At 70.9% G+C, this 26254-nt stretch carries 24 protein-coding genes; 17 read left to right on the top strand and 7 right to left on the bottom strand.

All coding sequences use genetic code 11. From position 1 onward, the window contains the following. Window positions 1-4: 4 nt before the first annotated feature. Genes AC3EO4_RS07660 through AC3EO4_RS07640 form a run of 5 tightly spaced genes read left to right on the top strand, consistent with a single transcriptional unit; the run spans window position 5 to window position 7044 of the window. Window positions 5-1234, top strand: coding sequence for an ABC transporter substrate-binding protein (locus AC3EO4_RS07660; RefSeq protein ID WP_379574791.1), 1230 nt, complete (start codon window positions 5-7; stop codon window positions 1232-1234). Beyond that, complete coding sequence (locus AC3EO4_RS07655; RefSeq protein ID WP_379574790.1) at window positions 1231-2076, top strand: carbohydrate ABC transporter permease; 846 nt, start codon at window positions 1231-1233, stop codon at window positions 2074-2076. The genes AC3EO4_RS07660 and AC3EO4_RS07655 overlap by 4 nt, the downstream gene beginning before the upstream one ends. Continuing rightward, complete coding sequence (locus AC3EO4_RS07650; protein WP_379574789.1) at window positions 2073-2885, top strand: carbohydrate ABC transporter permease; 813 nt, start codon at window positions 2073-2075, stop codon at window positions 2883-2885. The genes AC3EO4_RS07655 and AC3EO4_RS07650 overlap by 4 nt, the downstream gene beginning before the upstream one ends. Next, window positions 2882-5827 (top strand): glycoside hydrolase family 38 N-terminal domain-containing protein, encoded by a 2946-nt coding sequence (locus AC3EO4_RS07645; RefSeq protein ID WP_431894497.1) that lies wholly within the window; start codon window positions 2882-2884, stop codon window positions 5825-5827. Before AC3EO4_RS07650 ends, AC3EO4_RS07645 begins: the two co-directional genes overlap by 4 nt. Beyond that, entirely contained in the window at window positions 5824-7044 is a 1221-nt protein-coding gene (locus AC3EO4_RS07640) for an enolase C-terminal domain-like protein (RefSeq protein ID WP_379574786.1), read from the top strand. Before AC3EO4_RS07645 ends, AC3EO4_RS07640 begins: the two co-directional genes overlap by 4 nt. 2 nt (window positions 7045-7046) lie before the next feature. On the opposite strand, the gene AC3EO4_RS07635 is transcribed toward AC3EO4_RS07640, so the two are convergent. Further along, window positions 7047-7859 carry an alpha/beta fold hydrolase gene (locus tag AC3EO4_RS07635; RefSeq protein ID WP_431894495.1) on the bottom strand — a complete coding sequence of 271 codons (813 nt, stop codon included), beginning with the start codon at window positions 7857-7859 and terminating at the stop codon, window positions 7047-7049. A 56-nt stretch (window positions 7860-7915) separates the two neighbouring features. Between AC3EO4_RS07635 and AC3EO4_RS07630 the strand changes: the two genes are divergently transcribed. Then, window positions 7916-8365: a MarR family winged helix-turn-helix transcriptional regulator gene (locus AC3EO4_RS07630; protein WP_379574783.1), complete on the top strand. Its 450-nt coding sequence runs from the start codon at window positions 7916-7918 to the stop codon at window positions 8363-8365. A 42-nt stretch (window positions 8366-8407) separates the two neighbouring features. Here the strand turns inward: AC3EO4_RS07630 and AC3EO4_RS07625 are convergent, their stop codons facing one another. From AC3EO4_RS07625 to AC3EO4_RS07600, 6 genes are all read right to left on the bottom strand, one after another. After that, window positions 8408-9172 (bottom strand): SDR family NAD(P)-dependent oxidoreductase, encoded by a 765-nt coding sequence (locus tag AC3EO4_RS07625; protein ID WP_379574782.1) that lies wholly within the window; start codon window positions 9170-9172, stop codon window positions 8408-8410. Then, on the bottom strand, window positions 9169-10119 hold the full coding sequence (locus tag AC3EO4_RS07620) for a DUF4432 family protein (protein WP_431894492.1): 951 nt from the start codon (window positions 10117-10119) through the stop codon (window positions 9169-9171). The genes AC3EO4_RS07625 and AC3EO4_RS07620 overlap by 4 nt, the downstream gene beginning before the upstream one ends. Continuing rightward, entirely contained in the window at window positions 10116-11219 is a 1104-nt protein-coding gene (locus tag AC3EO4_RS07615; RefSeq protein ID WP_431894490.1) for a DUF5005 domain-containing protein, read from the bottom strand. The genes AC3EO4_RS07620 and AC3EO4_RS07615 overlap by 4 nt, the downstream gene beginning before the upstream one ends. Window positions 11220-11400: 181 nt before the next feature. Then, complete coding sequence (locus tag AC3EO4_RS07610) at window positions 11401-11940, bottom strand: dihydrofolate reductase family protein (protein WP_431894487.1); 540 nt, start codon at window positions 11938-11940, stop codon at window positions 11401-11403. Between the two features lie 239 nt (window positions 11941-12179). Beyond that, entirely contained in the window at window positions 12180-13382 is a 1203-nt protein-coding gene (locus AC3EO4_RS07605) for a sensor histidine kinase (protein ID WP_379574778.1), read from the bottom strand. Beyond that, entirely contained in the window at window positions 13382-14044 is a 663-nt protein-coding gene (locus AC3EO4_RS07600; RefSeq protein WP_379574777.1) for a response regulator transcription factor, read from the bottom strand. The genes AC3EO4_RS07605 and AC3EO4_RS07600 overlap by 1 nt, the downstream gene beginning before the upstream one ends. A gap of 141 nt (window positions 14045-14185) precedes the next feature. Here AC3EO4_RS07600 and AC3EO4_RS07595 point away from each other — a divergent pair, with 141 nt between their 5' ends. The 11 genes from AC3EO4_RS07595 to AC3EO4_RS07545 all read left to right on the top strand — a co-directional run bounded on the left by AC3EO4_RS07595 (window position 14186) and on the right by AC3EO4_RS07545 (window position 26041). Continuing rightward, complete coding sequence (locus AC3EO4_RS07595; protein WP_431894484.1) at window positions 14186-15508, top strand: alpha/beta hydrolase family protein; 1323 nt, start codon at window positions 14186-14188, stop codon at window positions 15506-15508. 18 nt (window positions 15509-15526) lie between these two features. Next, window positions 15527-15679 (top strand): hypothetical protein, encoded by a 153-nt coding sequence (locus AC3EO4_RS07590; RefSeq protein WP_379574775.1) that lies wholly within the window; start codon window positions 15527-15529, stop codon window positions 15677-15679. A 19-nt stretch (window positions 15680-15698) separates the two neighbouring features. Beyond that, entirely contained in the window at window positions 15699-16247 is a 549-nt protein-coding gene (locus AC3EO4_RS07585; protein ID WP_431894481.1) for a hypothetical protein, read from the top strand. Next, window positions 16244-17338 carry an efflux RND transporter periplasmic adaptor subunit gene (locus tag AC3EO4_RS07580; protein ID WP_431894479.1) on the top strand — a complete coding sequence of 365 codons (1095 nt, stop codon included), beginning with the start codon at window positions 16244-16246 and terminating at the stop codon, window positions 17336-17338. The genes AC3EO4_RS07585 and AC3EO4_RS07580 overlap by 4 nt, the downstream gene beginning before the upstream one ends. After that, entirely contained in the window at window positions 17335-17994 is a 660-nt protein-coding gene (locus AC3EO4_RS07575; RefSeq protein WP_431894478.1) for an ABC transporter ATP-binding protein, read from the top strand. Before AC3EO4_RS07580 ends, AC3EO4_RS07575 begins: the two co-directional genes overlap by 4 nt. After that, complete coding sequence (locus AC3EO4_RS07570) at window positions 17995-19197, top strand: ABC transporter permease (RefSeq protein WP_431894476.1); 1203 nt, start codon at window positions 17995-17997, stop codon at window positions 19195-19197. 244 nt (window positions 19198-19441) lie between these two features. Beyond that, the gene (locus AC3EO4_RS07565; RefSeq protein ID WP_379574772.1) at window positions 19442-21052 is read left to right on the top strand and encodes an ABC-F family ATP-binding cassette domain-containing protein; all 1611 of its coding nucleotides are present in this window, start codon (window positions 19442-19444) and stop codon (window positions 21050-21052) included. 177 nt (window positions 21053-21229) lie between these two features. Then, window positions 21230-21943 carry a hypothetical protein gene (locus AC3EO4_RS07560; RefSeq protein WP_431894474.1) on the top strand — a complete coding sequence of 238 codons (714 nt, stop codon included), beginning with the start codon at window positions 21230-21232 and terminating at the stop codon, window positions 21941-21943. A gap of 391 nt (window positions 21944-22334) precedes the next feature. Further along, window positions 22335-24158: a sigma factor gene (locus AC3EO4_RS07555; protein ID WP_431894472.1), complete on the top strand. Its 1824-nt coding sequence runs from the start codon at window positions 22335-22337 to the stop codon at window positions 24156-24158. A gap of 5 nt (window positions 24159-24163) precedes the next feature. Continuing rightward, on the top strand, window positions 24164-24805 hold the full coding sequence (locus AC3EO4_RS07550; RefSeq protein WP_431894470.1) for a hypothetical protein: 642 nt from the start codon (window positions 24164-24166) through the stop codon (window positions 24803-24805). Between the two features lie 87 nt (window positions 24806-24892). Continuing rightward, complete coding sequence (locus AC3EO4_RS07545; RefSeq protein ID WP_379574768.1) at window positions 24893-26041, top strand: C40 family peptidase; 1149 nt, start codon at window positions 24893-24895, stop codon at window positions 26039-26041. Window positions 26042-26254: the final 213 nt, after the last annotated feature.

Here is a 26254-nt window from a genome sequence, read left to right as displayed (position 1 = left end):
GGCCATGATCCGGCGAACCCCCATCCTGATGACCGCCTTCCTCCTTCTGGCCGCGTGCGGGAGCACTCCCGCCCGCCAGGCCAAGACGGAGCTGACCCTCTACAACGACAAGGGCGCGTGGAGCTCGTACTTCACCGAGATGGGCGCCCTGTCCAAGCAGCAGATCGGCCTGAACATGAAGCCGGTCGGCTACACCGACGAACCGACCTACCAGGCGTTCATCAAGGCCTCGTTCCGCACCAACGTCAAGCCCGACCTGTTCACCTGGCAGACCGGGGGGCTGCTGAAGGAGATCGTGGGCCAGAAGCAGGTGGCCGACACCAGCGCCATCTGGCAGGAGGCGATCAAGAACGGGGACCTGTCCCAGGACGTCGCCACCTACTACACCGTCGACGGCAAGCAGTACTGCGTGCCGCTGAACGTCGCCTACTGGGGGATGTTCTACAACAAGAAGATCTTCGACGAGCACGGCCTGAAGCCGCCCACCACCTGGGACGAGCTCGTCACGGTGGCCGAAACCCTCAAGAAGGCCAACATCAAGGCCTTCTACCACACCTCGGTCCTGTTCTCCTTCGTCTGGTTCGAGCAGCTCCTGGCAGGGACCGACCCCGACCTCTACGACCGGCTGTCGACGGGGAAGGCGAAGTACACCGACCCTGGAGTGGTCCAGGTGATGGAGAAGTGGAAGTCGCTCATCGACGCGGGGTACTTCAGCCACCCGGGTGACAAGACCGATCCCGCCGACGCGCTGAAGAACGAGAAGGTCGCCATGGTGTCGTTCGGCACCTGGTTCAACACGAGCATGACCCAGCGCAACCTGGACGCCGGGTTCTTCGTCATCCCCAACGTCAACCCCTCACTGCCCAAGACCTCGATGATCTTCGAGAGCGGTCCGCTCTGCGCGCTGGCCAAGGCCCCCGACCCCGAGGCGAGCATGAAGTACCTCAAGTGGTGGACGGGCACCCAGGCGCAGGAGAAGTGGGCGAGCGCCCGCGGCGACGTCAGCGCCAACCCCAAGGTGACCATCAAGAGCGAGGTGCTCGGGCAGGTCACCAAGGACGCGGGCGGCGGGAAGTACCGCCTGGTCAACCGCTACTTCGAGGCGACGCCGCCGCCGATCCTGACCGCCGCACTCGACGGCTTCGGGCTGTTCGTCGCCAAGCCCGAGACCTATCGGCAGGTGCTGGAGGACATCCAGAAGAAGGCCGACGAGTACTGGAGCACGCACCAGTGAGAGGAAGAACGGCGCCGCTGCTCGGCAGGTTCCGCGCGGGATACGTCTCCCCCGCGGTCCTGCTGGTGGCGGCCCTGCTGTACGCGCCCTTCGTCTGGACGGCCTATCTCAGCCTCACCCGCTACGACGGCCTGGCTCCGCCGGAGTGGGTGGGTTTCGCGAACTTCGTCAAGCTGCTCGACGACCCCGCGCTGCTCACCGCGATCCGCAACACGCTGATCTGGGTGGCGGGGACGATGGTGCTCCCTGTCGGCCTCGGCCTGCTGGTGGCGGTGCTGTCGTACGACATCAGGGGCGGCGCGTGGTTCCGCGTGCCGTTCATGCTGCCCTACGCGCTGAGCGGGGCGGGGCTCGGCCTGGTGTGGAGCCCGATCCTGTCCCATGACGGCATCGCCAACAACCTGCTCGGGGTGGACACCGCCTTCCTGCAGGACGCGCCGCAGAACACGATCGCCATGCTGCTGGTCTGGACGTGGCAGCAGCTCGGCGTCAACACGCTGCTGTTCGCCGTCGGGCTGCAGTCGATACCCAAGGAGCCGATCGAGGCCGCGCGACTCGACGGGGCGTCGGGGTGGCGGCTGTTCCGGCACGTCATCTGGCCGCTGTTGGCGCCGCTCACGGCCGTCGTCGTGGGCCTGGCGCTGGTGGCGAGCCTGAAGAGCTTCGACATCGTGTGGGTGATGACGCAGGGCGGTCCAGGGCGCAACTCGGAGACGCTGGCGGTCACCATGTACCGCGACACGTTCGTGGCCAGCGAATACGGGTACGGCTCAGCCGTCGCCGTCGTGCTGACGGTGATCACGGGTCTCGCGTCCTACCTGTATCTGCGGAGGCGCGCATGATCAGGCGGTTCGTCCTCGTCGTGCTGGGGCTGATCTGGCTCGGCCCCACCTACCTGCTGCTCGTCAACGCCGCGCGCCCGGCCGACACCTACGACCCCTCGCAGGCGTGGGTACCCTCGCCCGACTTCGCGCTGATCGAGAACTTCTTCCATGCGTGGGACAGGGCCGACCTGTCGCAGAGCCTGGCCAGCACCGCCCTCTACAGTGTCGTCTCTCCGGCGATCGGCGTGCTGATCGGCGCGATGGCCGGGTACACGATCGTGGTGCTGCGGCTGCGCCACGGCTTCCTCTGGTTCATGGTCATCTTCGGTGGCACGGTCTTCCCCTCCCAGATGCTGCTCGTGCCGCTCTTCGTCGGCTACAGCGACGCCGGGCTGTACGACACGCGGCTGGGGATGATCCTCGTGTACACGACGATCAGCGTGCCGCTGTCGGCGTTCGTGCTGCGCAACTTCTTCACCGGCGTGGCCTTCTCGATCTTCGAGGCGGCCAGGATGGACGGCGCCTCCACCCTGCGCATCTTCTTCCGCGTCTACCTGCCGCTGGCCCTCAGCGCGCTGGCCGCCGTCTTCATCCTCAACTTCACCTTCATCTGGAACGACCTGCTCTTCGGGCTGACGCTGTCGCAGACCGCCGAGGTGCGGCCGGTGATGACCGCGCTGGCCGGGCTGCTGACCGACGTCTACGCGGGCACCCCCGTGCCCGTCGGCCTGGCGGCGGGGCTGGTCGTGTCGCTGCCCACGGTGGTGCTGTTCGTGGCCACCCAGCGGATGTTCGCCCGTGGACTCGCCCTAGGAGGTCTGTCATGACGAGTCGGCTGCTGCAGCCGAGCCTTGGTTCCCCCGACTACGACGGCATACGGCAGGCGCTGCGCGAGGACACCTCGACCCCGGTGATCTCCGTCAGGGGCCTGGAGGCCAGGGTCTCGGTGCTGCCCTTGATCACCCACGACGGCCGTCAGGCGGTCAGGGTGTCGGTGACCGGCTTGGTGCCCGCCCATCTCGAACACGTCCTGGTCGGCGTGGACAGGGCCGAGGGCGCCGATGTGACGCTCCTGGTGCCCGAGGTGTCACAGCCGCAGGACTTCACGCTGGAACTGCGCGACGGTGAAGGATTGATCGGCGAGGCGGTGATCACCGTCACGCCACAGCGTCACTGGGACGTCTTCGTCGTCCACCACTCGCATCTCGACATCGGCTACACCGATCCGCAGGGCACCGTGCTGCGCCACCACCTCGACTATCTGGACGCGGCGCTGCGGCTGACCGAGGAGAGCGCGGACTGGCCCGACGACGCGAAGTTCCGGTGGACCGTGGAGTCGTCGATGCCCGCGTTGCGGTGGCTCGAGCTGCGGCCTCGCGACCTGGTGGAGGCGTTCAAGGAGCGGGTGCGCGAGGGGCTGATCGAGGTGACCGCGCTGCCGTTCCAGCTGCACACCGAGGCGTGCTCGACCGAGGAGCTCTACCGGCAGCTGCGCTTCACCGAGGAGCTGCCCGCCCGTTCGGCGATGCACACCGACGTGCCCGGCGCGGTCGTCGGGCTGGTCGACGCGCTGAACTCGGTGGGGGTGCGCTACCTCGCGGCGGCGCACAACTGGGCGGGCAGGTCGGTGCCGTACCTGCACGGCGGCGACAAGCTGACCAGGCCGTTCAGGTGGAGGGCACCCAGCGGGAACGAACTGCTGGTCTGGTTCACCGACACCCCGCACGGCATGGCCTACATGGAGGGCAACACGGTCGGCCTCGCCGACTCCTTCGAGCTGGCCGACGACCTGCTACCGCGCTACCTGTGCGCGCTGGCGGGCAGGGGCTACCCGTACGGCCCCGGCACGTTCGGCTGGCAGGGGCCCGACGCGCAGCGGGAGCCGTACGCGCTGGACGCGCTGCACCTGCGGGTGCAGGGGGCGCACGCGGACAACGCGGGGCCCTCGATCGTGCCCGCCTCGATCGTGCGCGAGTGGAACGCCACATGGGCCTATCCACACCTGCGCTCGGCGATCAACAGCGACTTCTTCGCACACGTCGAGGAGCGCTACCACGACCGCCTGGCCGTCCACGAGGGGGACTGGACCGACTGGTGGGCCGACGGGCTCGGCTCGGGCGCCCGCCCGCTCGGCTACGTGCGCAGGGCGCAGAGCGCGCTGCGCGCCGCCGAGACGCTGCACACGCTGGCGGGCGCGGACGCGACCGAGCAGATCGACCTGGCCTACGACAAGGTGGCGCTGTTCAACGAGCACACCTGGGGCGCGGCCAACCCGTGGGAGGACGCCGAGGACGGGGGCGACTCGGGCGGGCTGCAGTGGACGCGCAAGTCGGCGGGCGCCTACGACGCGCAGGACGACTCGGCCGACCTGCTGCAGGCGGGCATGCGCAGGTTCGGCCGGCGCTTCGGCGGCACGGGCTTCGTCGTCGTCAACCCCGGCACGCAGCGGCGCACGGACGTGGTGCGGGCCTTCCTCCCGCGTGACGTGGTGCCGCTGGACGAGCCGATCTCGCTGGTCGACGAGCGGACGGGCGAGCGGATCCCCCACCACGAGGAGGTCGTGCACCCCGTCGACTGGCCCACGCGCCCGATCGGCCGCCACGTCAGCGCCGTCGTCCGCGACCTGCCCGGGTACGGCTACGCGTTCGTGTCGATCAGGCCCGGCGAGGCCGTCACGACCAGGGGCATCGAGGAGACGATCGAGAACGAGTTCTACCGGGTCGCCTACGACGTCAAGGAGGGCTACATCCGCTCGATCTTCGACAAGGCGGCGGGCAGGGACCTGGTCAACGCCGACGCCGCCGCGGGGTTCGGGCAGTACGTCTACGACCGCTACGCCACGGCGCCGCACTTCAACCACATGTCGGGGCACGTCGGCGCGCACGACAGGACCCTGCTCGGCGACCGGGCGATCGGCCGCCACGCCGCGGTCGTCAAGGCCGAACGCACCGCGATCGGCGAGAAGCTGGTCGTGGAGCTGCAGGCCAAGGGCGTCGACTGGGTGCGCACGACGATCGAGCTCTACGACGGGGTGCCGCGGGTCGACCTGACCTACCGGCTGGCCAAGCAGGGCACTCCCGCCAAGGAGGCGGTCTTCCTCGCCTTTCCGTTCGCCGCCCAGGGGCCGCCTACGGCGTGGGAGCTCACCGGCGGCGTCGGCGGCGGCCCCAGCGTCCCAGGCTCGGCCGCCTACATGCTGCCGATCAGGCACTGGATCGCCTTCGACGACCCCGAGCTGTCGGTGGCGTGGGCGACGCTCGAGGCGCCGCTGGTGCAGCTCGGCACCATCCACATGCCCTACGCACCCTTCCCCGCCACGCTCGACGAGGAACCGGGGACGATCTACTCCTGGGCGCTCAACAACATCTGGGACACCAACTTCCCCACCCAGCAGCAGGGGGAGACGACCTTCCGCTACGCGGTCACCTCCTCCTCGACCATGGGGAGCAGGGTGCTCGGCCCGCTGGCGGCCGCGGGGCTCACCGACCCCTTCCTCGGCATTCTCGCGACGGGGTCCGCCGAGCCCGGCAAGGAGGGCGTGTTCGCGTCCGTGGACCATCCCGAGGTCCACATCACTTCACTCGGGCGCGCGGGCGAGGAGGTCGTCGTACGACTCCAGTCGCTGGCCGCGACCGAGGTGGAGGTCACGGTCGGCCTGCGCGGGCTGCGGTCCGCCGCGGTCGGGGGGACGCCGCTGGACGTCCACGACGAACAGGTCAAGGTACGGCTGCCCGCCTGCGGGGTGGCCGCCGTTCGGGGGGTTCTGTGAAGATCGTCGACATCAGGGCCACCACGGTGGCCGTCCCGCTGGAAGCGCCGTTGCGGCACAGCAACGGCGCCCACTGGGGCAGGTTCGTCAGGACCATCGTCGAGGTCGAGGCGGACAACGGACTGGTCGGACTCGGTGAGATGGGCGGTGGGGGAGAGGGCGCCGCCGCCGCGTTCCGCGGGCTGCTCGACTACCTGGCGGGCCACGACCCCTTCCAGCTCGAAGCGCTCCGCTTCAAGATCGCCAACCCGACGGCGTCGCTGTACAACAACCGCACCCAGTTGCTGGCCGCGCTGGAGTTCGCCTGCCTCGACCTGATCGGGCAGCACCTCGGCGTGCCCGTCCACGACCTGCTCGGCGGGAAGATCAGGGAGTCGGTCCCGTTCGCCTCCTACCTCTTCTTCCGCTACCAGGGCGAAGAGGCGCCCGAGGTGCGCACGCCCGACCAGCTCGTCGAGCACGCCAGGGCGCTGAAACGGGCACACGGCTTCACCGTCCACAAGCTCAAGGGCGGGGTGTTTCCCCCCGACTACGAGCTGGAGTGCTACAGGGCGCTGGCCGCCGCCTTCCCCGGCGACCGGCTGCGCTACGACCCGAACGCGGTGCTGTCCATGGCCGAGGGGCTGCGCTTCGGCAGGGCGATCGAGGACCTCGACAACGACTACCTGGAGGACCCGGTCCTCGGGCTGGAAGGGCTGCGGCTGATCCGCGAGCGGGTCAACGTGCCCCTCGCGACGAACACCGTCGTGGTGAACTTCGAGCAGCTGGCCGCCAACGTGCTGCGGAGGGGCGCCGACGTGGTGCTGCTCGACACCACCTTCTGGGGCGGCATCAGGCCGTGCGTGAAGGCGGCGGCGGTGTGCGAGACGTTCCAGCTCGGCGTGGCCGTGCACTCCTCGGGCGAGCTGGGCGTCCAGCTGGCGACCATGCTGCACCTGGGCGCGGTGCTGCCCAACCTCACCTACGCGGCCGACGCCCACTACCACCATCTCGTCGACGACGTCATCACGGGAGGGAAGCTGGCCTACAGGGACGGGCGCATCGCCGTACCTGACGGGCCAGGTCTCGGGGTGCGCCTGGACAGGGAGCGGTTGGACCGCTACGCCGAGCTCTACAGGGAGCTGGGCGGATACCCGTACGATCGCGATCCCGGCAGGCCCGGGTGGTACGCCCAGGTGCCGAACGAGCGCTTCGCCGACCCGGAGGCGGGGCCCTGACCTCAGCCGAGTAGCCGCCTGATCCCGTCCGCGTACGCCCGCGGATGGGTCAGGTTGCCGTTGTGGCCGCCGGGCAGCTCCTGCGGCTCGGCGCCGGTCAGGGCGGCCAGCTCCACGGCGCACAGGTAGTCGAACACCCCCCGAGGCGTCGTACGGCCGGCCGCCGCCACGATCCGTGTCGGCGACCGCCGCACGGCGTCGGGGTCGAGCACGTCGTGCCTGATCGCGGTGAGGTCGTGGCGCAGGAAGAACCCGAAGTTGGCCACCCGCTGCGGCGTCATGGGGAAGGCGGTGAGGTCCGGCTCCCTGTCGTCGCTGTGGGGGTCGATGCCGAGGACCTCGGCCACCAGCTTGATCGCGGGCGCGAGCCCCTCGCGCTCGAAGACCTCCTGCACCTCGGCCAGCTCCCGCACGTGGCGTTCCCTCGCGTTGCCGGGCAGCAGCCACGGCGCGACGGGTTCGTGGGCGATGAGCGTGTGAAGCTGCTCCGGATGCCGGGCGGCCACGTGGAGCCCGAGCGCGGCGCCGAAGCTGCAGCCGAGCATGGCGGCGGGCGCGTCGGTCACCTCCGCGAGGAGCCGGTGGACGTCGTCGGCGTGGACGGCCATGGTGACCGCGGGGTCGTCGAGCGTGCTGCGCGAGAGCCCCCTGCGGTCGTAGGTGACGACGGTGAAGTCGGCCACCAGCCGGTCGACCAGGTCCTTGCCCCGGTCGGCGTCACCCTCGCCGCTCTGCGAGAGCAGCAGCACCGGCCCTTCACCTCTGACCTCGTAGTAGATCTCCGCGCCGGGCACCCGCATCGTGTGGTTCGTCATGCACTTCACCATAAAGCATCAAATCTGATGCATCAAGTCTGATGTAATATGGGTTCATGGACGGAGTAGAGCTGTTCCTGCTGGGGCGCACGCTGATGAAGATCGGCGAGGAGACCATGCCGACCGAGGGGATCGGCCCCCAGACCACGAGCGTGCGCACGGTGCTGATCGTGGTCAGCGACCTGCGCGCGCACCCCGAGACCACGGTCGGCGAGGTCGCGGCGCGTACCGGGCTGCCGCAGAGCGCGGTGTCGGCGGCCGTCGCCAGGCTGAAGGAGGCGGGCTCCATCGTGACGGCGCCGGATCCCGCCGACCGGCGGCGCCAGGTGATCAAGCCCGCGCCTGAGCCGTCCGCCAGGGTGGCGGAGGTACGGTCGACGCCGATCGACGGCCCGCTCGCCACGGCGCTCGGCACCACGGACCCCGACGAGGTCGGCGAGGTGATCGCGCTCCTGGAGAAGCTCGCCCACCGGCTGACGCCCGGCTCGGTGACCAGGCTGCGGTGAGCTCCACCGGTCAGGCCAGGCGAGCCAGGAGGGGCAGACGGGTCAGTCGGGGAGGGCGGCGGGGTTACGGGCGAGCAGGCCGCCGTCGACACGGTGCTCGGCCCCGGTGATGAACGACGAGCGCGGTCCCGCGAGGAAGGCGACCAGTTCGGCCACCTCCTCGGGCCTCGCCACCCTGCCCAGCGGATGGGCGCGCCCCCACTGCGCGACCTGCTCCTCCTGCGACATCGGACCGCGCCACAGGTCGGCGGCCCAGCGCAGCATCGGCGTGTCCACCGAACCGGGGCAGACGACGTTCACCCTGATCCCGTCGGGCGCGTGGTCGAGCGCCATCGCCCTGGTCAGGCCGTTCAGCGCGGCCTTGCTCGCGGTGTAGGCGGCCACCTGCGTCTGGGAGGCGAAGGCCTGCACGGACGACATGACGACGATCGACCCGCCGCCGCGCCTGCGCAGCGCGGGCACCGCCGCCTTGCACGTCAGGAACACGCCCTTGAGGTTGATGTCGAGCACCTCGTCCCACACCTCGACGGGCGTGTCCTCCACGGTCCCGTAGCGCTGCACTCCCGCGCAGGTCGCCACCATGTCCAGCCCGCCGTACCTGGTCTCGGCCAGGTCCACGAGGTCGCGCATCTGCCCGGCGTCGCGCACGTCCGCCACGACGCCCGTGACGCGCTCGCCCTCGAAGGGCGCCTCCATCCCGCAGTAGACGACCGACGCGCCCGCCGCGGCCAGCCGTTCGACGACCGCCTTCCCGATGCCCAGCGACCCGCCCGTCACCAGGGCCACCTTGCCGTCGAACTCGCTCATGTGATCACCTCCGCGCGCAGCCGCGCGGTCCTCGACTCGCCGGGCCCGAGGAGCATCGCGGTCCCGTTGTCCACAGCGGCGGACAGGCCGTCGGTCGGCATGCTGGAGAACGGCTCCAGCCCGACCACGTACGCCCTGCCCCACCACGGCCAGTCCTTCGACGCGCCGACCTCCTGCCACAGCCACAGGTACGGCATGACGTCCGCGTCCCACTCCACCCGCACCCCGATGTCGGCGAGGACCTCGTACCAGCCATGGTCGAAGCCTGTCAGATAGACGATCTCGCTCGGCGCCCCTTCCGGCGGCGCCACGAACAGTTCCTCCGCCCGCCGCCCGAGCGGGTCGATGGACGAGGCGTGCGGGATCACCGTCACCCCTTCGGGTACCCTGATCCGCGCGCCGGGCCGCAGGAAGGGCCTGCCGTAGACGAGATGGTGGCCCCACATCGCGTGCAGTGCCACCCCCGCCTCGTTCGTGACCCGCCCCTCGAGCTCCAGCGCGGCCGTCCCAGAGGCGATCCTGAAGACCTTCTCCACCCGGTACGGCAGGCGCCGCGTGCGCACCGCCAGCCGTACCGCCACCTCCTGGGGCGAGTCGGACAGCACCTCGACCGACCACGGCAGCCCGGCGACCTCCCCGTGCTGCGCGAGCCGCGCGCCCCGGTAGACGCTCGGCGCGCCGCCGTTCGGGAAGACCTCCTGCCAGCCGCCCTCATAGTGGTCCAGGAACGCGCCCACGTCATCGGCCGCCTGCTGCGGGAGCGGCCTGCGCAGCCCCTGCGGCGAGAGCCACACCAGGTCGGTGTCGCTCGGCTTGTGCAGGAACTCCACGACGTCGCCGCCCTTGTCGGCCAGTACGGTCACCCGCAGCCGCTCGTTCTCCAGAACGAGCGCGCGCATGCCCTCGATCGTGATCTCCCGCAGCCTGGCGGCCCAGTTGCGCGTCACCCGAACGCCAGGTCCAGGAATCTCGGCCGGTAGATCGTCACGTCGCGGTAGTGGTCGGTGTTGACGAAACTGTTGACGTTGTAGGAGACCACGAGCCCCGGCCCGGCGACCTCGGGGTGCGCGTGGGCGTTGTAGGTGAAGATGTTCCCGCCGGTCTCGGGGGTGGTGTAGACGGTGGTCTTGTTCCCGAACGGCCCGTACGGCGTGCAACCGGTGTAGGCGACGATCTTGGAACTCAGGACCTCAGTCGTGTCGTGCGTGATCAGGACGTACCCGCCCCCGACACGGCTGACCGAGTACTCGTTGGCCACGCCGTCCATCACCCGGGCGGAGTCGGCCTGGTTCCTCGACCAGGTGCCGTCGGCCTTGAGGTACTCCCACGTGCCGAGCAGGCTGCTGCCCCTGACCCTCGCCAGGTGCATGTACTTGGTCGAGCCCAGGTCCTCCACTCCGTAGACGTAGGTGAAGCGGGCGTCCCTGTGGATGCCGGACGCCCAGGCCACCTTGTGGTCCGAGGGCAGGTCGTGCACGCTGATCGGCCGGTCGAGGCGTCCGGGGGAGAAGCGGGCGACGACGTTGCGGTGCCAGCGCCAGTCCCACGGCCCGGTGCCGAACCGCTCGTACTCCTGGTAGGTCACCTCGACGACCCCGCCGGCCAGAGTGGCGTCGCCCGCCCAGTACCAGTGGTCCTTGTCGCGGGGCGGCATCACGGCCTTGGGGTCTTCGGGGGTGCCGCCGTAGATCGTGGACAGCTTCCCCCTCTTCTCCACGGCGAAGGTGTTGTTGAGGAAGACGGTCGTGCCGCCTTCCTCCTTGACCGGCGGACGGGAACCGTCAGGGTTGACCTGGCCGAGGAAGGTGTCGGAGAACACCCACAGCTCCCTCCCGTCGGGGAGCCTGACGGAATAGGTGCCGTCGGCGCCCGTCCAGTCGTCGAGCCGGCCGTTGTCGTTGCCGTAGGCGGTGAAGAGGGAGGTCAACCTGGCGTCGGTGCCCGCGCCCTGGAAGGTGGGCAGATCGCAGGTCGTCGCGAGTGCCGCCGCGGGGATGCTGGTCAGAGTGCTGAGGACGAGGACGAGGGAGAGCAGGAGTCGCCGCATCGCAGGCCCCTATCGGCTGGGGGATGTGCTCATAGTTCTAGTCATCAGATCACTTATTGTCCAGGAGTTCGGGTAAACGGCTTACGTCCCCGCTTCTTCTTGAGTCGCCAGGCACGTTCGCCCTCGGCCCTTCGAATGGGGCCCTCACGCCGGGCCGAGGACCCACTGGTGTCGACCGGCGTCACCTGGGAGCGTAGGTCAGCACGATCACACCGGAGGCGAACGGCGTGGACTTCACCAGCTTCAGGTGCGCCGTGTCGATCCCGTCGAGCAGGCGCTCGCCGCCCCCGGCGACCACGGGGAACATCCAGAAGTGGTACTCGTCGACGAGCCTGTGCTCCAGCAGCGTGCGGTCGAGCTCGCCGGTGCCGAACTTCAGGATGTCCCGGCCGGGCAACCGCTTCAGCCTGGCGACCTCCTCGGCGACGTCCCCCTGGATGACGGTGGCGTTCCAGTCGGCGTCCTTCAGCGTCCGGGAGGCGACGTGCTTCGGCAGGCTGTTCATCCTGACCGCGTACTCGCCCTCGGCCTTTTCCATGCACGGCCACACCGCGGCGAACCCCTCGTAGGTCTCCCGCCCCAGAAGCAGCGCGTCGGCGGCGAACAGGAGATCACGAGCGTGCGCGGCGTACTCCTCGTCCCAGTACGGCGCGCCCCACCTCTCGGGCGACCCGATGACGCCGTCCAGCGTGATGAACGTCGACTCGATGAGCTTCCTCATTGTTCCTGTCCCTTCAGACCCGGTTGACTGCGTTGAGATCACTCTGGCGAAGGGCGGTTACCGTCTGCCTACCGTCGGCTTGGCCCCCTTCGTAAGGACCCGTAAGGCCACCCGGTCCCATCGCGGTCTGCCCTCGCCACGCTGCCCTCTCCACACGCCACCATCGCCGGACGCTGCCCTGCCTGATCACGATCGCCGCTTGAACCCCGGCGACGACCCAGGCGGCGCCGGGCGCCGGGCTACTGGGGGTCGAAGCCGACGGTGACCCGCAGGCCGCCGTCCGGCGACGGGCGCACGGTGAGCGTCGCGTCATGGGCGGTGGCGATGGCCTGCACGATGGACAGGCCCAGCCCGAGCCCCCCGTCGTGGCCGGTACGGCTCGCCCCCGCGCGCTGGAACGGCTGCAGCAGCCGGTCGACCTCCGCGGCCGCGACGACCGGCCCGGTGTTCGTGACCGTCAGGACGGCCCGCCCTGCCGAGGTCCCGGTGACGACGTGAACGTGACCCGCGTCGACGTTGTGGCGCAGGGCGTTGTCGACGAGGTTGATCAGCAGGCGTTCGACGAGGCGGGGGTCGCCGGCGGCCGGGGCCGGTCCGAGCGCCGTGGTCAGGCGGAGCCCGCGCCGTACCGCCTCGGACTCGCGGGCAACGAGCACGTCCTCGCTGATCTCGGCCAGGTCGAACGGCTCCCGCCGGTCGAGCCCCGCCTCGCCGCGGGCGAGGGTGAGCAGCGCCTCGATCAGGCGCTCCTGCTGCTGGTTGGCCGTCAGCACCCGCTCGTGGGCGGCCCGCAGCGACGTGGTGGACGCCTCGGGATCCGACAGGGCGAGCTGCACCAGGGTTCGCTGCCTGGCCAGGGGCGTCCGCAGTTCGTGTGAGGCGTTGGCGATGAACCGGCGCTGGGCCGTGAAGGCAGTTTCCAACCTGGCCAGCAGTCCGTCGAAGGTGTCGCCGAGTTCCTTGAGCTCGTCGCCGGGCCCGGAAAGGGCGAGGCGTTCGTGCAGGTTGGTGGCGGAGATCTGCTGGGCGGCGCGGGTGATGGTGCGCAGCGGGTGCAGCACCCGGCCGGCGACGATCCAGCCGAGCGCGATCGAGACGACCGTCATCGCGGCGAGCGCGATGCCCGACTGGGTGAGGAGCTGGTCGAGTTCGGCGTCATGCTGCCGCAACGCCTGTGTGCGCATCGCCTCGGCCTGCGCCTGGATCTGTCCGACGGTCAGTCCCTCGACGCCGCCGATCACCTGTGGTTCCGGATCGAAGGAGTCCGCGGGCGTGCCGGTGACGAGGCTGCCGCCCTGGCCGCTGAAGACGACGCCGCTGGTGGCGTGAACGACCAGGGCGTAGGTGATGGCCAGCAGCGCCGCGCCGGACAGCAGGAAGAGCCCGCCGTACAGCATCGTCAGCCGCATGCGGACGGTCCTGCGCGGCAGCCGGGTGCGCATCAGGCGCTCCGCAACCGATAGCCGGCCCCGGCCACCGTCTCGATGATCGAGGGGTCGGCGAGCTTGGCGCGCAGCCTGCTGACCGTGACCGTGACGGTCCGCGTGAACGGGTCCGCGAACTCGTCCCACACACGTTCCAGGAGCTCCTCCGCGGAAACCGTCCGTCCGTGGGAGGCCAGCAGCAGCTCCAGGACGCCGAACTCCTTGGGCGTGAGCTCCAGCGGCCGCTCGCGTTCGTAGGCGCGGCGCCGCGCGAGATCGACCACGAGGCCGCTGTGCCGCAGGACCGGCGGGATGACGGGCTGGGCGCGCCGTACCAGCGCCCCGATGCGGGCGACGAGCACGGGGAAGTCGAACGGCTTGGGCAGGTAGTCGTCGGCGCCGATGCCGAGCCCTTCCACCAGGTCCTGGCTCGTGCCCGCCGCGGTCAGCATCAGGACTCGGGCCCGGTTGCCCGCGGCCACCAGGGCGGCGCAGACCTCGTCGCCGTGCACGCCCGGCAGATCGCGGTCGAGCACGATCGCGTCGTAGTCGTTCTCCTCGGCCCGCTCGAGCCCGCCCCTGCCGTCATAGGCGACGTCGACCGCCATCCGCGCCCGGCGCAGGCCGTCGGCCACCGCCTCGGCCATCTCCACGTCGTCCTCGATCACCAGCACCCGCACGGGTCATTCCCTTCGATGAGCCATGGCAGCCGGTCAAGCGTCGCTCGACCAGGGTCACAGCAGGGTTTCTACCGCAGCCGCCGGGCCGTTCCCCGCCGCTGTGATCTCCGTGTGACAGGCTCCGCCGTACATCTTGTGCCCATGTCAGATCACCTGTGGCACAAGGCCGACGTCGTCGGCCGGCGGGGCCTTCTGGGCGGGGCCGCGGCGCTCGCCGCGGCCCTGGCGCTCCCGACGCCGACGGCCACCGCGCTGGCGGCCGGCGGGCCGCGACTGAAACTTCCCGCCCCGACCGGACCGCACGACGTGGGCACGGTCTCGCTGCACCTGGTGGACCGCAGGCGCCGCGACCCGTGGAAGGCCGCCGGCGCCCGCGAGCTGATGATCAGCATCTGGTATCCGGCGGCCCGCGGCCTCGGCGGCCGATATCGGCCGGCTCCGTGGATGACCACGCGGGCGCTGGCCCGCTACCGCACGATGACGACCGAGGGTCTGCGGCAGACCGCCGCGCGGCTCGACCTGGGCGAGGTCGACATCTCGCTGGACGGCGTCGGCTTCCCTCTCACCCACGCGCGCGAGGGTGTCCCGGTCCGGGCCGGCCTGCGCTGTCCCGTCGTGCTTTACTCGCCGGGCGCCGGCGAGCCTCGCGCGGTGGGAACCACGCTGGTCGAGGACCTGGCCAGCCGCGGCTTCGTGGTGGTCACGATCGACCACCCCCACGACGCCTGGGCCGTGGAGTTCCCCGGCGGGAGGGTCGAGCGTGACCTGCCGCCCCTGGACAAGGACGGCGCGCAGACCGCGGTGAAGGTACGCGTGGCCGACACCCGTTCCGTCCTCGACGCGCTCGCCGCGCTGGCCGCCGGGCGCAACCCCGACGCCGCGAGGCGCTCGCTGCCCGCAGGCCTGGCCGGCTGCCTGGACCTGGACAGGATCGGCATGTTCGGGCATTCCCTGGGCGGCGCGACCACCGGCCAGAGCATGGCCCATGACACCAGGATTCGGGCGGGCCTCGACCTGGACGGTCATGTCATCCCGACTGTCTCGATCGCTCCGCCCATGCCGCCGGAGAAGGCCGCCGAGCTGGTCGGGCAGGTCGCCACCCGGATCGGCGAGCGACCCTTCATGATCATGAGCAGCGCGGGCAAGGGGCCCGACGAGCTCGGCGCGCTCATGGCGGGATTCTGGTCCCACCTGCGCGGCTGGCGGAGGTTCGTGTCGCTGAAGGGCTCGACCCACGCCAGCTACACCGACGACAAGCAGCTGATCCACCAGCTGGCCGCGGCCAAGGTCATCCCTGCCGCGCTGACCGAGCCGGTCGGCACCATCGCGCCCGGCCGGTGCACCGCCGCGCAACGCGCCTACATCGCCGCGTTCTTCGACCGCTGCCTGCGCGAGCACGACGCCCGTCTCCTGGACGGTCCGTCCGCGAAATACCCCGAGATCGTCTTCTTCCCCTCGACGTGACCAAGGAGCATCGCCACGATGAAGCGCTTCGCACCGACCCGGCGGCGACTCGTCGCCGTCGCGCTGGCGGTCGCGGGAGCCACGACCCTGACGCCCGGCGCGGGAGCCATGACCGCGACTGCCGGCAGGGATCCGGGTCTGGCCAAGGCCCTGGACCTGCTCGACCGCTGACCCGAACGAAGGACGAACGATGCGTATCAGGACAGGATTCGTGCTCGGCCTGCTGCTGACCCTGAGCATGGCCGGATGCGGGCAGAGCGACAGCGGCGCCCAGGTGGCGACCGCCGGCACAGCGGCCGCCACCGCCTCCGCCACGGCGGCCCGGTCGGACACCGGCGGTCTGGCGTTCGCCCAGTGCATGAGAGAGCACGGCGTCGACATCCCGGACCCGCAGGACAACGGGCGGGTCGAGATCAGACTCCCGCAGGGCGTCGACCCGCAGAAGGCGCAGGCGGCGACCGAGCAGTGCAAGCGGCACCTGCCCAACGGCGGCGAGGCGGCCAAGGCCGACCCGCAGGCGGTGGAGCAGCAGCGCGCGTTCGCGCAGTGCATGCGCGACAACGGCGTCGAGAGGTTCCCCGACCCGGACGCGAGCGGCGGCTTCCAGATCGGCCCTGAGGGCGGGGTGGACCCGAACGACCCCAAGGTGCAGGCGGCCCAGCAGGAGTGCGCCGAACTGCGGCCCGCACCACCGTCCGGAGGCCCCTCCGACGCTCCCACCATCGGGAGCGACGGGTGACCAAGGCCCGTGGTCCCCGGCTCTGGCGGGCCGTCGGCGCGGTGGCCGTGACGGCGGCGGTGCTGGCCGTCGCCGTACCGGCGGTCACCGATTTCGTGCCGGAGGGCTCGGCTCCAGGCGGTGACCGGGGTAGCCGGGTCACCGGCGGCCTGCCACCGGTGACCGCGAAGGTGACCAGGCAGACGCTCGTCGACAGCCAGACCGAGACCGGCGAGCTGGGCTACGGCGCCGCGACGACCGTGAACAGCAGGCTGCCCGGCACCCTGACCAGCCTGCCCGCCACCGGCACGAGAGTCAGGCGCGGCCAGGCGATCTACCGCCTCGACGACACCCCCGTCGTCCTCCTGTACGGCACGCTGCCCGCCTACCGCGCGCTCGCCGCAGGAGTCGACGGCGTGGACGTCAAGCGGTTCGAGCAGAACCTGTACGCGCTGGGCTATCGCGGATTCACCGTGGACGGCACCTACTCCGCCGCCACCGCCGAAGCGGTGAAGGAGTGGCAGGACGACCTCGGCCTGCCACAGACCGGAACGGTGGAGCTGGGCCGCGTCGTCTACGCGCGCGGGCCGGTCCGCGTCGACGCCCACAAGGCCGCCTCGGGCGACGCCGTCCAGCCCGGAGCCGGGGTGCTCGCCTACACGGGAACGTCGCGCGTCATCACCGTCGAGCTGGACGTGTCCGAGCAGCGGCTGGCCGACAATGGCGCCACCGTGACCGTCACGCTGCCGGACGGCTCGAAGGCCCGCGGGAGGATCGCCAGGACCGAGACGGTGATCGACACCGGAGGCAACGGGTCCGACGAGCCCACGACCGGCATCGAAGTCACCGTCACGATCCAGAACAGGAAGAAGCTGTCGAACCTTGACCGGGCGTCCGTGGACGTCGCCTTCTCCGCCGCGAAGCGCGAGAGCGTGCTGACCGTCCCCGTGGCCGCGCTGCTGGCCCTGGCCGAAGGCGGGTACGGCGTGCAGGTGGTGGACGGTGGGGCCACGCGGACGGTGCCGGTGAGGACCGGTCTGTTCGCCGCCGGCCGGGTCGAGGTGACCGGCGACGGCATCGGCGAGGGCGTGACGGTGGGGATGCCGGCATGAGCGGCGTGGTCGAACTCGCCGACGTGACCAGGGTGTACCCGGGCGGTGTCGCGGCGCTGCGCGGCGTGACCCTGTCCATCGGGTACGGCGAGCTGGTCGCGATCGTGGGCCCCTCGGGATCCGGCAAGTCCACCATGCTCCACCTGATCGGCACCCTGGACCGGCCGTCGGCGGGCACCGTCCGCATCGACGGCCACGACGTGGCCACGTTGTCGGACCGGCAGCTGTCGGCGCTGCGCGCACGCCGGATCGGGTTCGTCTTCCAGCAGTTCCATCTCGCCCCGGGGCAGCCGGTCCTGGACAACGTCGCCGACGGCCTGCTGTACGCCGGTGTGCCGATCAAGGAGCGCCGGCGCAGGGCCGAGGCCGCGCTGGTCCGCGTGGGACTCGGTCACCGGCTCGGCCACCGGCCGAGCGCGCTGTCCGGCGGCGAACGGCAGCGCGTGGCCGTGGCCAGGGCCGTGGTCGGCGAGCCCGCCCTGCTGCTCGCCGACGAGCCCACCGGCAACCTCGACTCGGCCTCGGGCGCGGGCGTGATGACGCTGCTGGGCGACCTGCACGCCGCCGGAACCACGGTCGTGGTCATCACCCACGACAAGGACGTCGCGGCCGGGCTGCCGCGCCAGATCGCCATGCGCGACGGGGCGGTGGTCTGAATGGCGGCAGCGCTCGTTCCCACGCGGCTGCGCCCCGGCGACGTGCTGCGCGTCGGTGGCACCGGCCTGCGCACCCGGCCGCTGCGAGCCTTCCTGTCGGCGCTCGGCATCGCGATCGGCATCGCCGCGATGACCGCCGTGGTGGGCATCTCGTCATCCGGCCGCGCCGAACTGGACCGCACGCTGGCCGCGCTCGGCACCAACCTGCTCACCGTCGCTCCCGGTAACACCCTGTTCGGTAAGGACGCCACGCTTCCCGCCGAGTCCGTCGCCATGATCTCCAGGATCGGGCCTGTGGAGCAGGTCGCCGCCACAGGGAAGCTGGCCGAGACGCACGTCTACCGCAACGACAGGATCCCCGCCACCCGCAGCGGCGGCATCTCGGTGCAGTCCGCACACCTCGGCCTGCCCACCACCGTGGCCGCCACCGTCGCCAGCGGCACCTGGCTCAACGCCGCGACGGCCCGCTACCCGGCCGTGGTGCTGGGCGCGACCGCAGCCGGACGGCTGGGCATCGCAGCCGCGGGCGCCGACGTCCAGGTCTACCTCGGCCGCAGGTGGTTCACCGTCGTCGGGATCCTCGAGCCCGTCCCGCTGGCCGCCGAACTGGACTCGGCGGCGCTGGTCGGCTGGCCCGCCGCACGCTCCTACCTGGGCTTCGACGGACACCCGACGACCGTCTACACCCGCACCGCCGACGCGGCCGTCGAGGCGGTACGGGCGGTGCTCGCGGCCACCGCCAACCCGCAGGCGCCCAACGAGGTGAAGGTGTCCAGGCCGTCGGATGCGCTGGCGGCCCGCCAGGCCACCGATCGCGCCTTCACCGGCCTGCTGCTCGGCCTGGGCGCCGTGGCCCTGCTGGTCGGCGGCGTCGGCGTGGCCAACACGATGGTCATCTCGGTGCTCGAACGTCGCGCCGAGATCGGTCTGCGCCGCTCCCTCGGCGCGACCCGCGGGCAGGTCAGGCTGCAGTTCCTGGCGGAGTCACTGCTGCTGTCCGCCGTCGGCGGTCTGGGCGGCGTGCTGGTCGGCGTCGCTGTGACGGCCGGGTACGCGGCCACACAGACGTGGCCTGCCGTGGTACCCGGGTGGGCGAGTGGCGGCGGGCTCGCGGCCACCCTGCTCATCGGCGTGATCGCGGGCCTGTACCCGGCGATCCGCGCCGCCCGCCTGCCTCCCACGGAAGCGCTTGCCGGCACGTGAGCTTCGTCGAACCGGATGCCGGCCCTGGGCCGGCGACCAGAAGCTCGCCCATCGCGTGCGCGACGATGAGACCCTTCCGGGGCTCGCCCGTTGCTCACGATCGATGCCAGGCTCTGCCACGCGGTCGAGGGAGTCGTGAAGACCGAGCTTCTCCGAGGTGTGGTCGACCGCACGAGCTGAAAATCGGATGCCCACCCGCGAAACGCCCCTGTAGCCTGCGCGAGGACCTAAGAAGGGAATCGCTGTGGCACACGTCGAGGTAGGACACCTCACCTACGTCCTGCCGGACGGGCGGCCGCTGCTCAACGACGTGTCCTTCCGCATCGGCGAGGGCGTCAAGGCCGCCCTCGTCGGGCCGAACGGCGCAGGCAAGACCACGCTGATGCGCCTGATCGCCGGCGACCTGCAGCCGGTCGAGGGCAGCGTGGCCAGCTCGGGCGGGCTGGGCGTGATGCGCCAGTTCATCGGCAGCATCCGCGACGGCAGTACTGTGCACGACCTGCTGCTCAGCGTGGCCCCTCCCGCCGTACGGCAGGCGGCGGCGGCGCTCGACAGGGCCGAGCTGGCGATGATGGAGCGCGACGACGAGAAGACCCAGATGCGCTACGCCCAGGCGATCACGGACTACACCGACGCCGGGGGCTACGAGATCGAGGTGCTCTGGGACACCTGCACGATCGCGGCGCTCGGCGTGCCGTACGACAGGGTGAAATATCGGGAGACGTCGACGCTGTCGGGTGGTGAGCAGAAGCGGTTGGTCCTGGAGGCGTTGCTGCGCGGCCCCGACCAGACACTGCTGCTGGACGAGCCGGACAACTACCTCGACGTGCCGGGCAAGATCTGGCTGGAGCAGCAGCTCAAGGAGACGCCGAAGACCGTCGTGCTGGTCAGCCACGACCGGCGGTTGCTGGCGAACTCCGCCGACCGCATCGTCACCGTCGAGTCGGGCAACATCTGGATCCATGGCGGCGGTTTCGGCACCTACGCCGAGGCCCGCAGGGCGCGCAACGAGCGCCTCGACGAGCTGCGCAAGCGGTGGGACGAGGAGCACGCCAAGCTCAAGGCCCTGGTCAACATGCTCAAGAACAAGGCCAGGTACAACGACGGCATGGCACCCGCCTACCACGCGGCCCAGACACGGCTGCGCAGGTTCGAGGAGGCGGGACCGCCGGAGTCGGCGCCGAGCGATCAGAAGATCAACATGAGGCTGCGCGGGGGGCGCACGGGCAAGCGCGCGGTGATCTGCGAGAGCCTGGAGCTGACCGGGCTGATGAAGCCGTTCGACCTGGAGGTCTGGTACGGCGAGCGCGTCGCCGTCCTCGGCTCGAACGGGTCGGGAAAGTCCCACTTCCTGCGCCTGCTCGCCGAGGACCAGGTCAGGCACACGGGCGTGGCCAGGCTCGGCGCGCGCGTCGTCCCCGGCCACTTCGCGCAGACGCACGCCCGCCCGGAGCTGCACGGCCGCACGCCGTGCGAGATCGTCATGACCGAGCACGCCAGGCTCAAGAACGAGGCCATGAAGATCCTGGCCCGCTACGAGCTTGCCGGGCTCATCGCCGACCAGCGCTTCGAGACGCTGTCGGGAGGGCAGCAGGCGCGGCTGCAGATCCTGCTGCTCGAACTGTCGGGCGCGACGCTGCTGCTGCTCGACGAGCCGACCGACAACCTCGACCTGGCCAGCGCCGAGGCGCTCCAGGACGGGCTGAACGCCTTCGACGGCACCGTGCTCGCGGTCACGCACGACCGATGGTTCGCCGATGACTTCGACAGGTTCCTGGTGTTCGGCTCCGATGGCAATGTGTATGAATCGCCCGAACCGGTGTGGGACGAAACTCGCGTGGTCCGGCAGCGCTGACGTTATAGGCAACTGTCGTGACACATTAAAGAGTTGGTACGGCAGGCGCGTGTCCGTGCTTGCCGTACCACGGAAACCGGTTATCACGGCACAGTGATTCCGCGTATCCGTACCATCGCCGCCCTAGCCCTGATCCTCGTGACGGGTTGCTCCGCGGCGGAGAAGCCGCCTGTCCAGATGAAGCCGCTCGTGCTCAAGGAGCAGGCTTCGACGGTCGCCAAGAGCGCCGACGGGTACGTCGTGAACTGGGCGGGCGTGCTGGTCAACAGCAACCCGTGGCACTTCGGCGAGCACGTCGTCGCCACGGTCGTCGGGCGCGACGCCAAGGGGGCCGAGGTGGTCCACATGGACCAGCCGCTCGACGCGGTGCCGCCGGCGGGGACGCTGGCGTTCACCGGGCAGGCGATGGCCTCGGCCAAGCCGGTGAAGGTGACGATCGAGTACCGCTCGACGCAGTGGCGGCAGGCGGCGCGCGTCCCCTCGTCGCTGCGGAAGTTCCCCGTGAGCAAGGTGCAGACCTTCAAGCAGAAGGGCGGCGCCTACCTGATCACCGGCGAGGTCGGCAACCCGTACGTGCTGCCCGCGAGCAGCCTGGTCATCAGCGCGCTGCTGCGTGACAAGGCGGGCAAGCTGCTCGCCGGCGCGAGCACGTTCGTCGACGACGTCCAGGCGGGCAAGGCTCCGCGCTTCATCCTGACCGTCGAGGGGCTGCCCCCGTCGGCGCAGGTGGCGAAGACGGACGTGGTGGCCAGGACATGGGGCGCGACCGGGCGGCCGTACGAGGAACTGGCGCTGGGCGGGGCGGTGCCCGTGCACACGGTCAAGCCGACCACCGCGCCGTTCGCGAAGGACAGGGGCCGGCAGGTGCTGCCGGGCGAGTCCAAGCCGTGAGCGCCTAGCTGACCGACCCAGAACCATGGCCCGCGGATTCCGCGGGCCATATTTTTGCCGCCTCAGTCATGAAATTTCCGGATTGGTTTTCTTCTGTGGTCCGCTCGCCAATAGGGCGATAAATCGGGCATGGGGGTGGGGTTTTCTTTACGGACCCGAATGAAAGGGTAGAACTGCAAGTTACCAATCCATTACCTTCGGTGACGTCGGCAATTCGCCTTCTCGGTCCCGCCTGGTCGAAGGGAGGCCGGTCACCGTGTGCGTGCCCCGCGGCTCCACACCAGGGCAGGCACGGCGGCCCGCCGGGACCCCACACCTGCCGCAAGAGCGTCGAAAGGAGGGTGGCGCCTTCCCCCTGTCCTGACGTCATGGGTTCCGCGCCACACAACAGATGAACGACCGCGTTCTGGTCGAGGCTCTCCGCGTCCGCGACCCCGGTGCCCTCGCAGCGCTCTACGACTCGCATGCCCAGAGCATCTACCGATATTGCTGGACCCTCCTCAACAGTCCCGACAGCGCCCAGGTCGCCCTGCGCGACACGCTCATCGCCGCCGACGCCCACGTCGGCGAGCTGGCCGACCCCGGCAGGCTGCGCGCCTGGCTCTACGCGCTGGCCAGGCAGGAATGCCTGCGGCGGCGCACCGCCGCGGTCGAGGACGTGACCGAGACGCTCGTCGCGGTCCCTCCCATCGCCGACCCGGCCGACGCGGACATGCGGGTCATGGCGTGGAACGCCGTCCGCGGCCTGACGGCGGCCGAGGTCGAGTTGCTCGAACTGGCCACCAGGCACGGGCTTACCACCTTCGATGTCGCGGCGGTTCTCGGGGTCACGCCGCGCCAGATCGAGGTCGCCCACGAGAACGCGCGCGAACGGCTCGGCGACGCGATCACCGCCGAGGTGCTCGCCAGGAAGGGGCCCTACGACTGCGCTCAGCGGGCCGCCATCCTGACCGGCTTCTCCGGCGAGCTGGCCGCGGAGATGCGCGAGGAGGTGATCGTCCACCTGGGCAGGTGCGAGACCTGCGCGCCGCACAGGTCGAGGCAGGTGGCGATCGCGAAGGTCTTCGACCTGCTGCCGACCGTGGTGCTGCCGGAGACGCTCAGGGTCAGGGTGATGAGCTGCTTCGTCGACCCCGAGCTGCTGCCGTACAGGAGGTATGTGGCGCGCAGGTCGGCGGCGCTGGACGCGGCCGGATTTCCCCATACCGGAGAGGGGAGGGGGCGCCGCTGGTCGCAGGCGCTGGCGGGTGCGCTCGCGGCGGTGGCGGCGGTCGCCGCCATCGGCATGATCTTCAGCTACTTCGGCAAGGAGGGCGACGGGGTCACGGGCATCGCCTCGGGGGCGTTTCCCGCGACCGGTGAGCCCCCGGGGATCAGGTTGCCGTGGCTGCCCGAGCCGCAGGAGACGCCGATCGAGGTCGAGCCCATCCTCGACAGCTCGGCGACCTACCCGATCGGGGCGCACCGATCGACGGCGCCGATCACCGTGACGACGCCGGACACCGTACCCGCGCCGCCCCCGAACATCCCTGTGCCGTGGCCGACCCGCACAGGGCCCGGGCCCGCGCCGACAGGCCCCGCGCCGACCGGGCCGCAGGAGCCGCCGCGGACGCTGTCGCCGGGGGAGCCGCCGTGGACCGAGCCGCCGCGTGACCACCAGGGCAGGCCGACGAAGACGCCGTGCCCCACGAGAACGCCGACCCCCAGGCCGACGGCTCCGTCCACGCCGACGTCGACGGTGAAGCCGCCGACCCCGACCCCGACCCCGACGCCGCCCAAGCCGACCGTGACACCCACGACCGGACCCACGGCCCCCAGGGTCCCGACGGAGCCGCCCAAGCCCGACCCCACCCCAACGTCCACGCCGGCCGACCCGCCGCCCACGAAGGACCCGCAGCAGAGCACGGGCGGCTCCGGTACGGCCGCGGGCGGCGCCGACTCCGGCGGCGCAGGGGGATCGGGCGGGGCAGGCCCAGGATCGGGGGCCGCCGGAGGTTCGGGCGGGCCCGGCACCGGAGGCTCGGGCGGCCAGGGCGGCTCCGGCGGATCCGGGTCGGAAGGAGCAGGCTCGGGAGGAACCGGGTCAGGAGGAGCGGGCTCAGGGGGATCCGGGTCGGGAGGGTCCGGGTCCGGAAGCGATGGCGCGCCGGTCGTCACGTCCGCCGACGCGCCCCCGCGGGTCCTCAACGAGGCGTCCACGCAGGAGAACACGTAAGCCCGGTGGAGCGCTTCACCGTCAAGGGGCACCGGGTCTGCCCTCTCCCCGTCCCAGGGGAGCTGGCCGACCTGGTGCCCCGCATTCATGAGGTCGACTGGCCGACCTGGCTCGACCCCGGCCCCCGCATGCTGAGGGACGTGCTCGACCTGTCCCGCCTGCTCACCGCCCGCTCGCTGGCCGCCCTGTCGTGGCTGGCCCTCGGCGACCAGCCCGCCAACCTCGACTGGCTGTGGACCAGGCGCCGGCTGACCGGCCCCCGCCAGGAGCGCATGTACGGCGCGGCCGCCGCCGTCCCCGACCCCGTCCTCGCGCTCGTCGTGGCCGACTGGACGTGGGTGCTCGGCACCGCCTACGGCGGCAGGGTCACCGCCCCGTACCTCGCAGGAGCCGCCTACCCCCGGGTCGGCCACCAGGCGGCCCACGCCACGATGACCCTTTACCAGACCTACGACCGCCACCCCGACGCGCGTCCCGCGATCGCCGCGGCGTGGGCGGCCTCACGCGTCACCGCCGACTGGTGCAAGGCCGCCGAACTTCACGCTGCGTATGGGAGTGAGGCTCCGGTCTTCGCCTATCCGAGAGGGGCGATACCCGCCTCAACAGGACTTCGGCCGTGGATGGAACGCCTGTTTCGCCTGCGATGATTACGTTACGTGAGTTTCATGTGTGCGGAGTGTTACCACTGGGAATTGTGTGCATAGAGTGACGACGCATGCGCAAGGGAGACCCTTATGCACACCGTCAAGGCACGGCTGACGATCGCCTGCTGCTTGGTGGTGACGATGTGCCCACCGGCCACCGCCGAACCCGCGCCATCAGCGGGAGACGTGGCCAGGGCTCGTGCCGCCGTGCAGGCGAGAGCCAAGGCTCTCGGCGCGGCCACCGCCCGGCTGGCCAGCGCCAACACCCGCCTGGACGACCTGGCCGCCGAGGCGGGCCGGCTGGTGGAGGCCTACAACGGCCAGCTCGTACGGCTGGCGGCGACGCAGCAGCATCACGCCATCGCCATGGAACGCCTGCAGGCGGCCGAAGCCAAGGTGAACGAGACCAAGGCGGCCGTCTCCATGCTGGCGGCCCAGTCCTACGCTGGCATGGACCTCAGCGACCCCATGGTCAGCCTGTTCAGCGGCGGTGGCGGATTCGAGGGCTACCTGCACAGGGCGGCCATGCTCGAATCCATCGGCAAGGAGCAGAGCGAGAAGCTGAAACAGGTGCGCGACACCCAACAGGTGGCGGCCGTGCTGCGAGCTCAGGCCGCCGACGCCTACAACGAACAACAACAGGCCGCGAAACAGGCCGAACAGTTCAAGGCGGTCGCCGAGGCCGCGGTGGCCGGACAGCAGCGAGAGGCCAAGCTGCTCGAGGCCGAGAAAGCCGAGATGGAGCAGCGCGCCGACGCGGCGCGTACCAGAGCCGAACGGCTGGCCAGGGAGCGGGCCGCGGCGCTGGAGCAGGACAGGCTGAACCGCATGGGCGGCGCCGGATCGGCGGCCCGGTGGATGGCCTCAGGCGACTCGGCCGGGGATGTCGCGGCCAACTGGGCGCTCTCGCAACTCGGCAAACCCTACGTGTGGGCGGCCGACGGCCCGTCGAGCTACGACTGCTCCGGGCTCACGATGCGGGCGTGGGAGAAGGTCGGGGTGCGGATCGACCACTGGACCGGCACCCAGTGGACCTCTGGCCCGCACATCCCGCTGAACCGGCTGAAGAGAGGCGACCTGCTCTTCTACGGCAGGGAAACGAGCGATCCCGGCGACATCCATCACGTGGGCCTGTTCGTCGGGCGCGGGATGATGGTGCACGCCCCGCAGACGGGAGACGTGGTCCGCGTCGCCTCCATGTGGCGCAGGGACCTGGTCGGCGCGACCCGTCCCCGCTAGGCCGCACGCATGGACCGTACGCCGGAGGACGCGGAGACGCCCGTGCGGCAGGCGCGCGGCCGTTCCGGTCAGGCCGCGGTGGTCATACCGCGGTTCCGGTCGGCCGCGGTTTCTTGGTCAGGCCGCGGCGGTCACACCGTGGTTCCGGCCGACGGCGGTTCCGGTCAGGCCGCGGCGGTCACACCGTGGTTCCGGCCGACGGCGGTTCCGGTC

This window comes from Nonomuraea sp. bgisy101 (assembly GCF_057708945.1).
The sequence above is the reverse complement of the archived record's forward strand: the minus strand, read 5'-3'. Positions and strand labels throughout refer to the sequence as shown.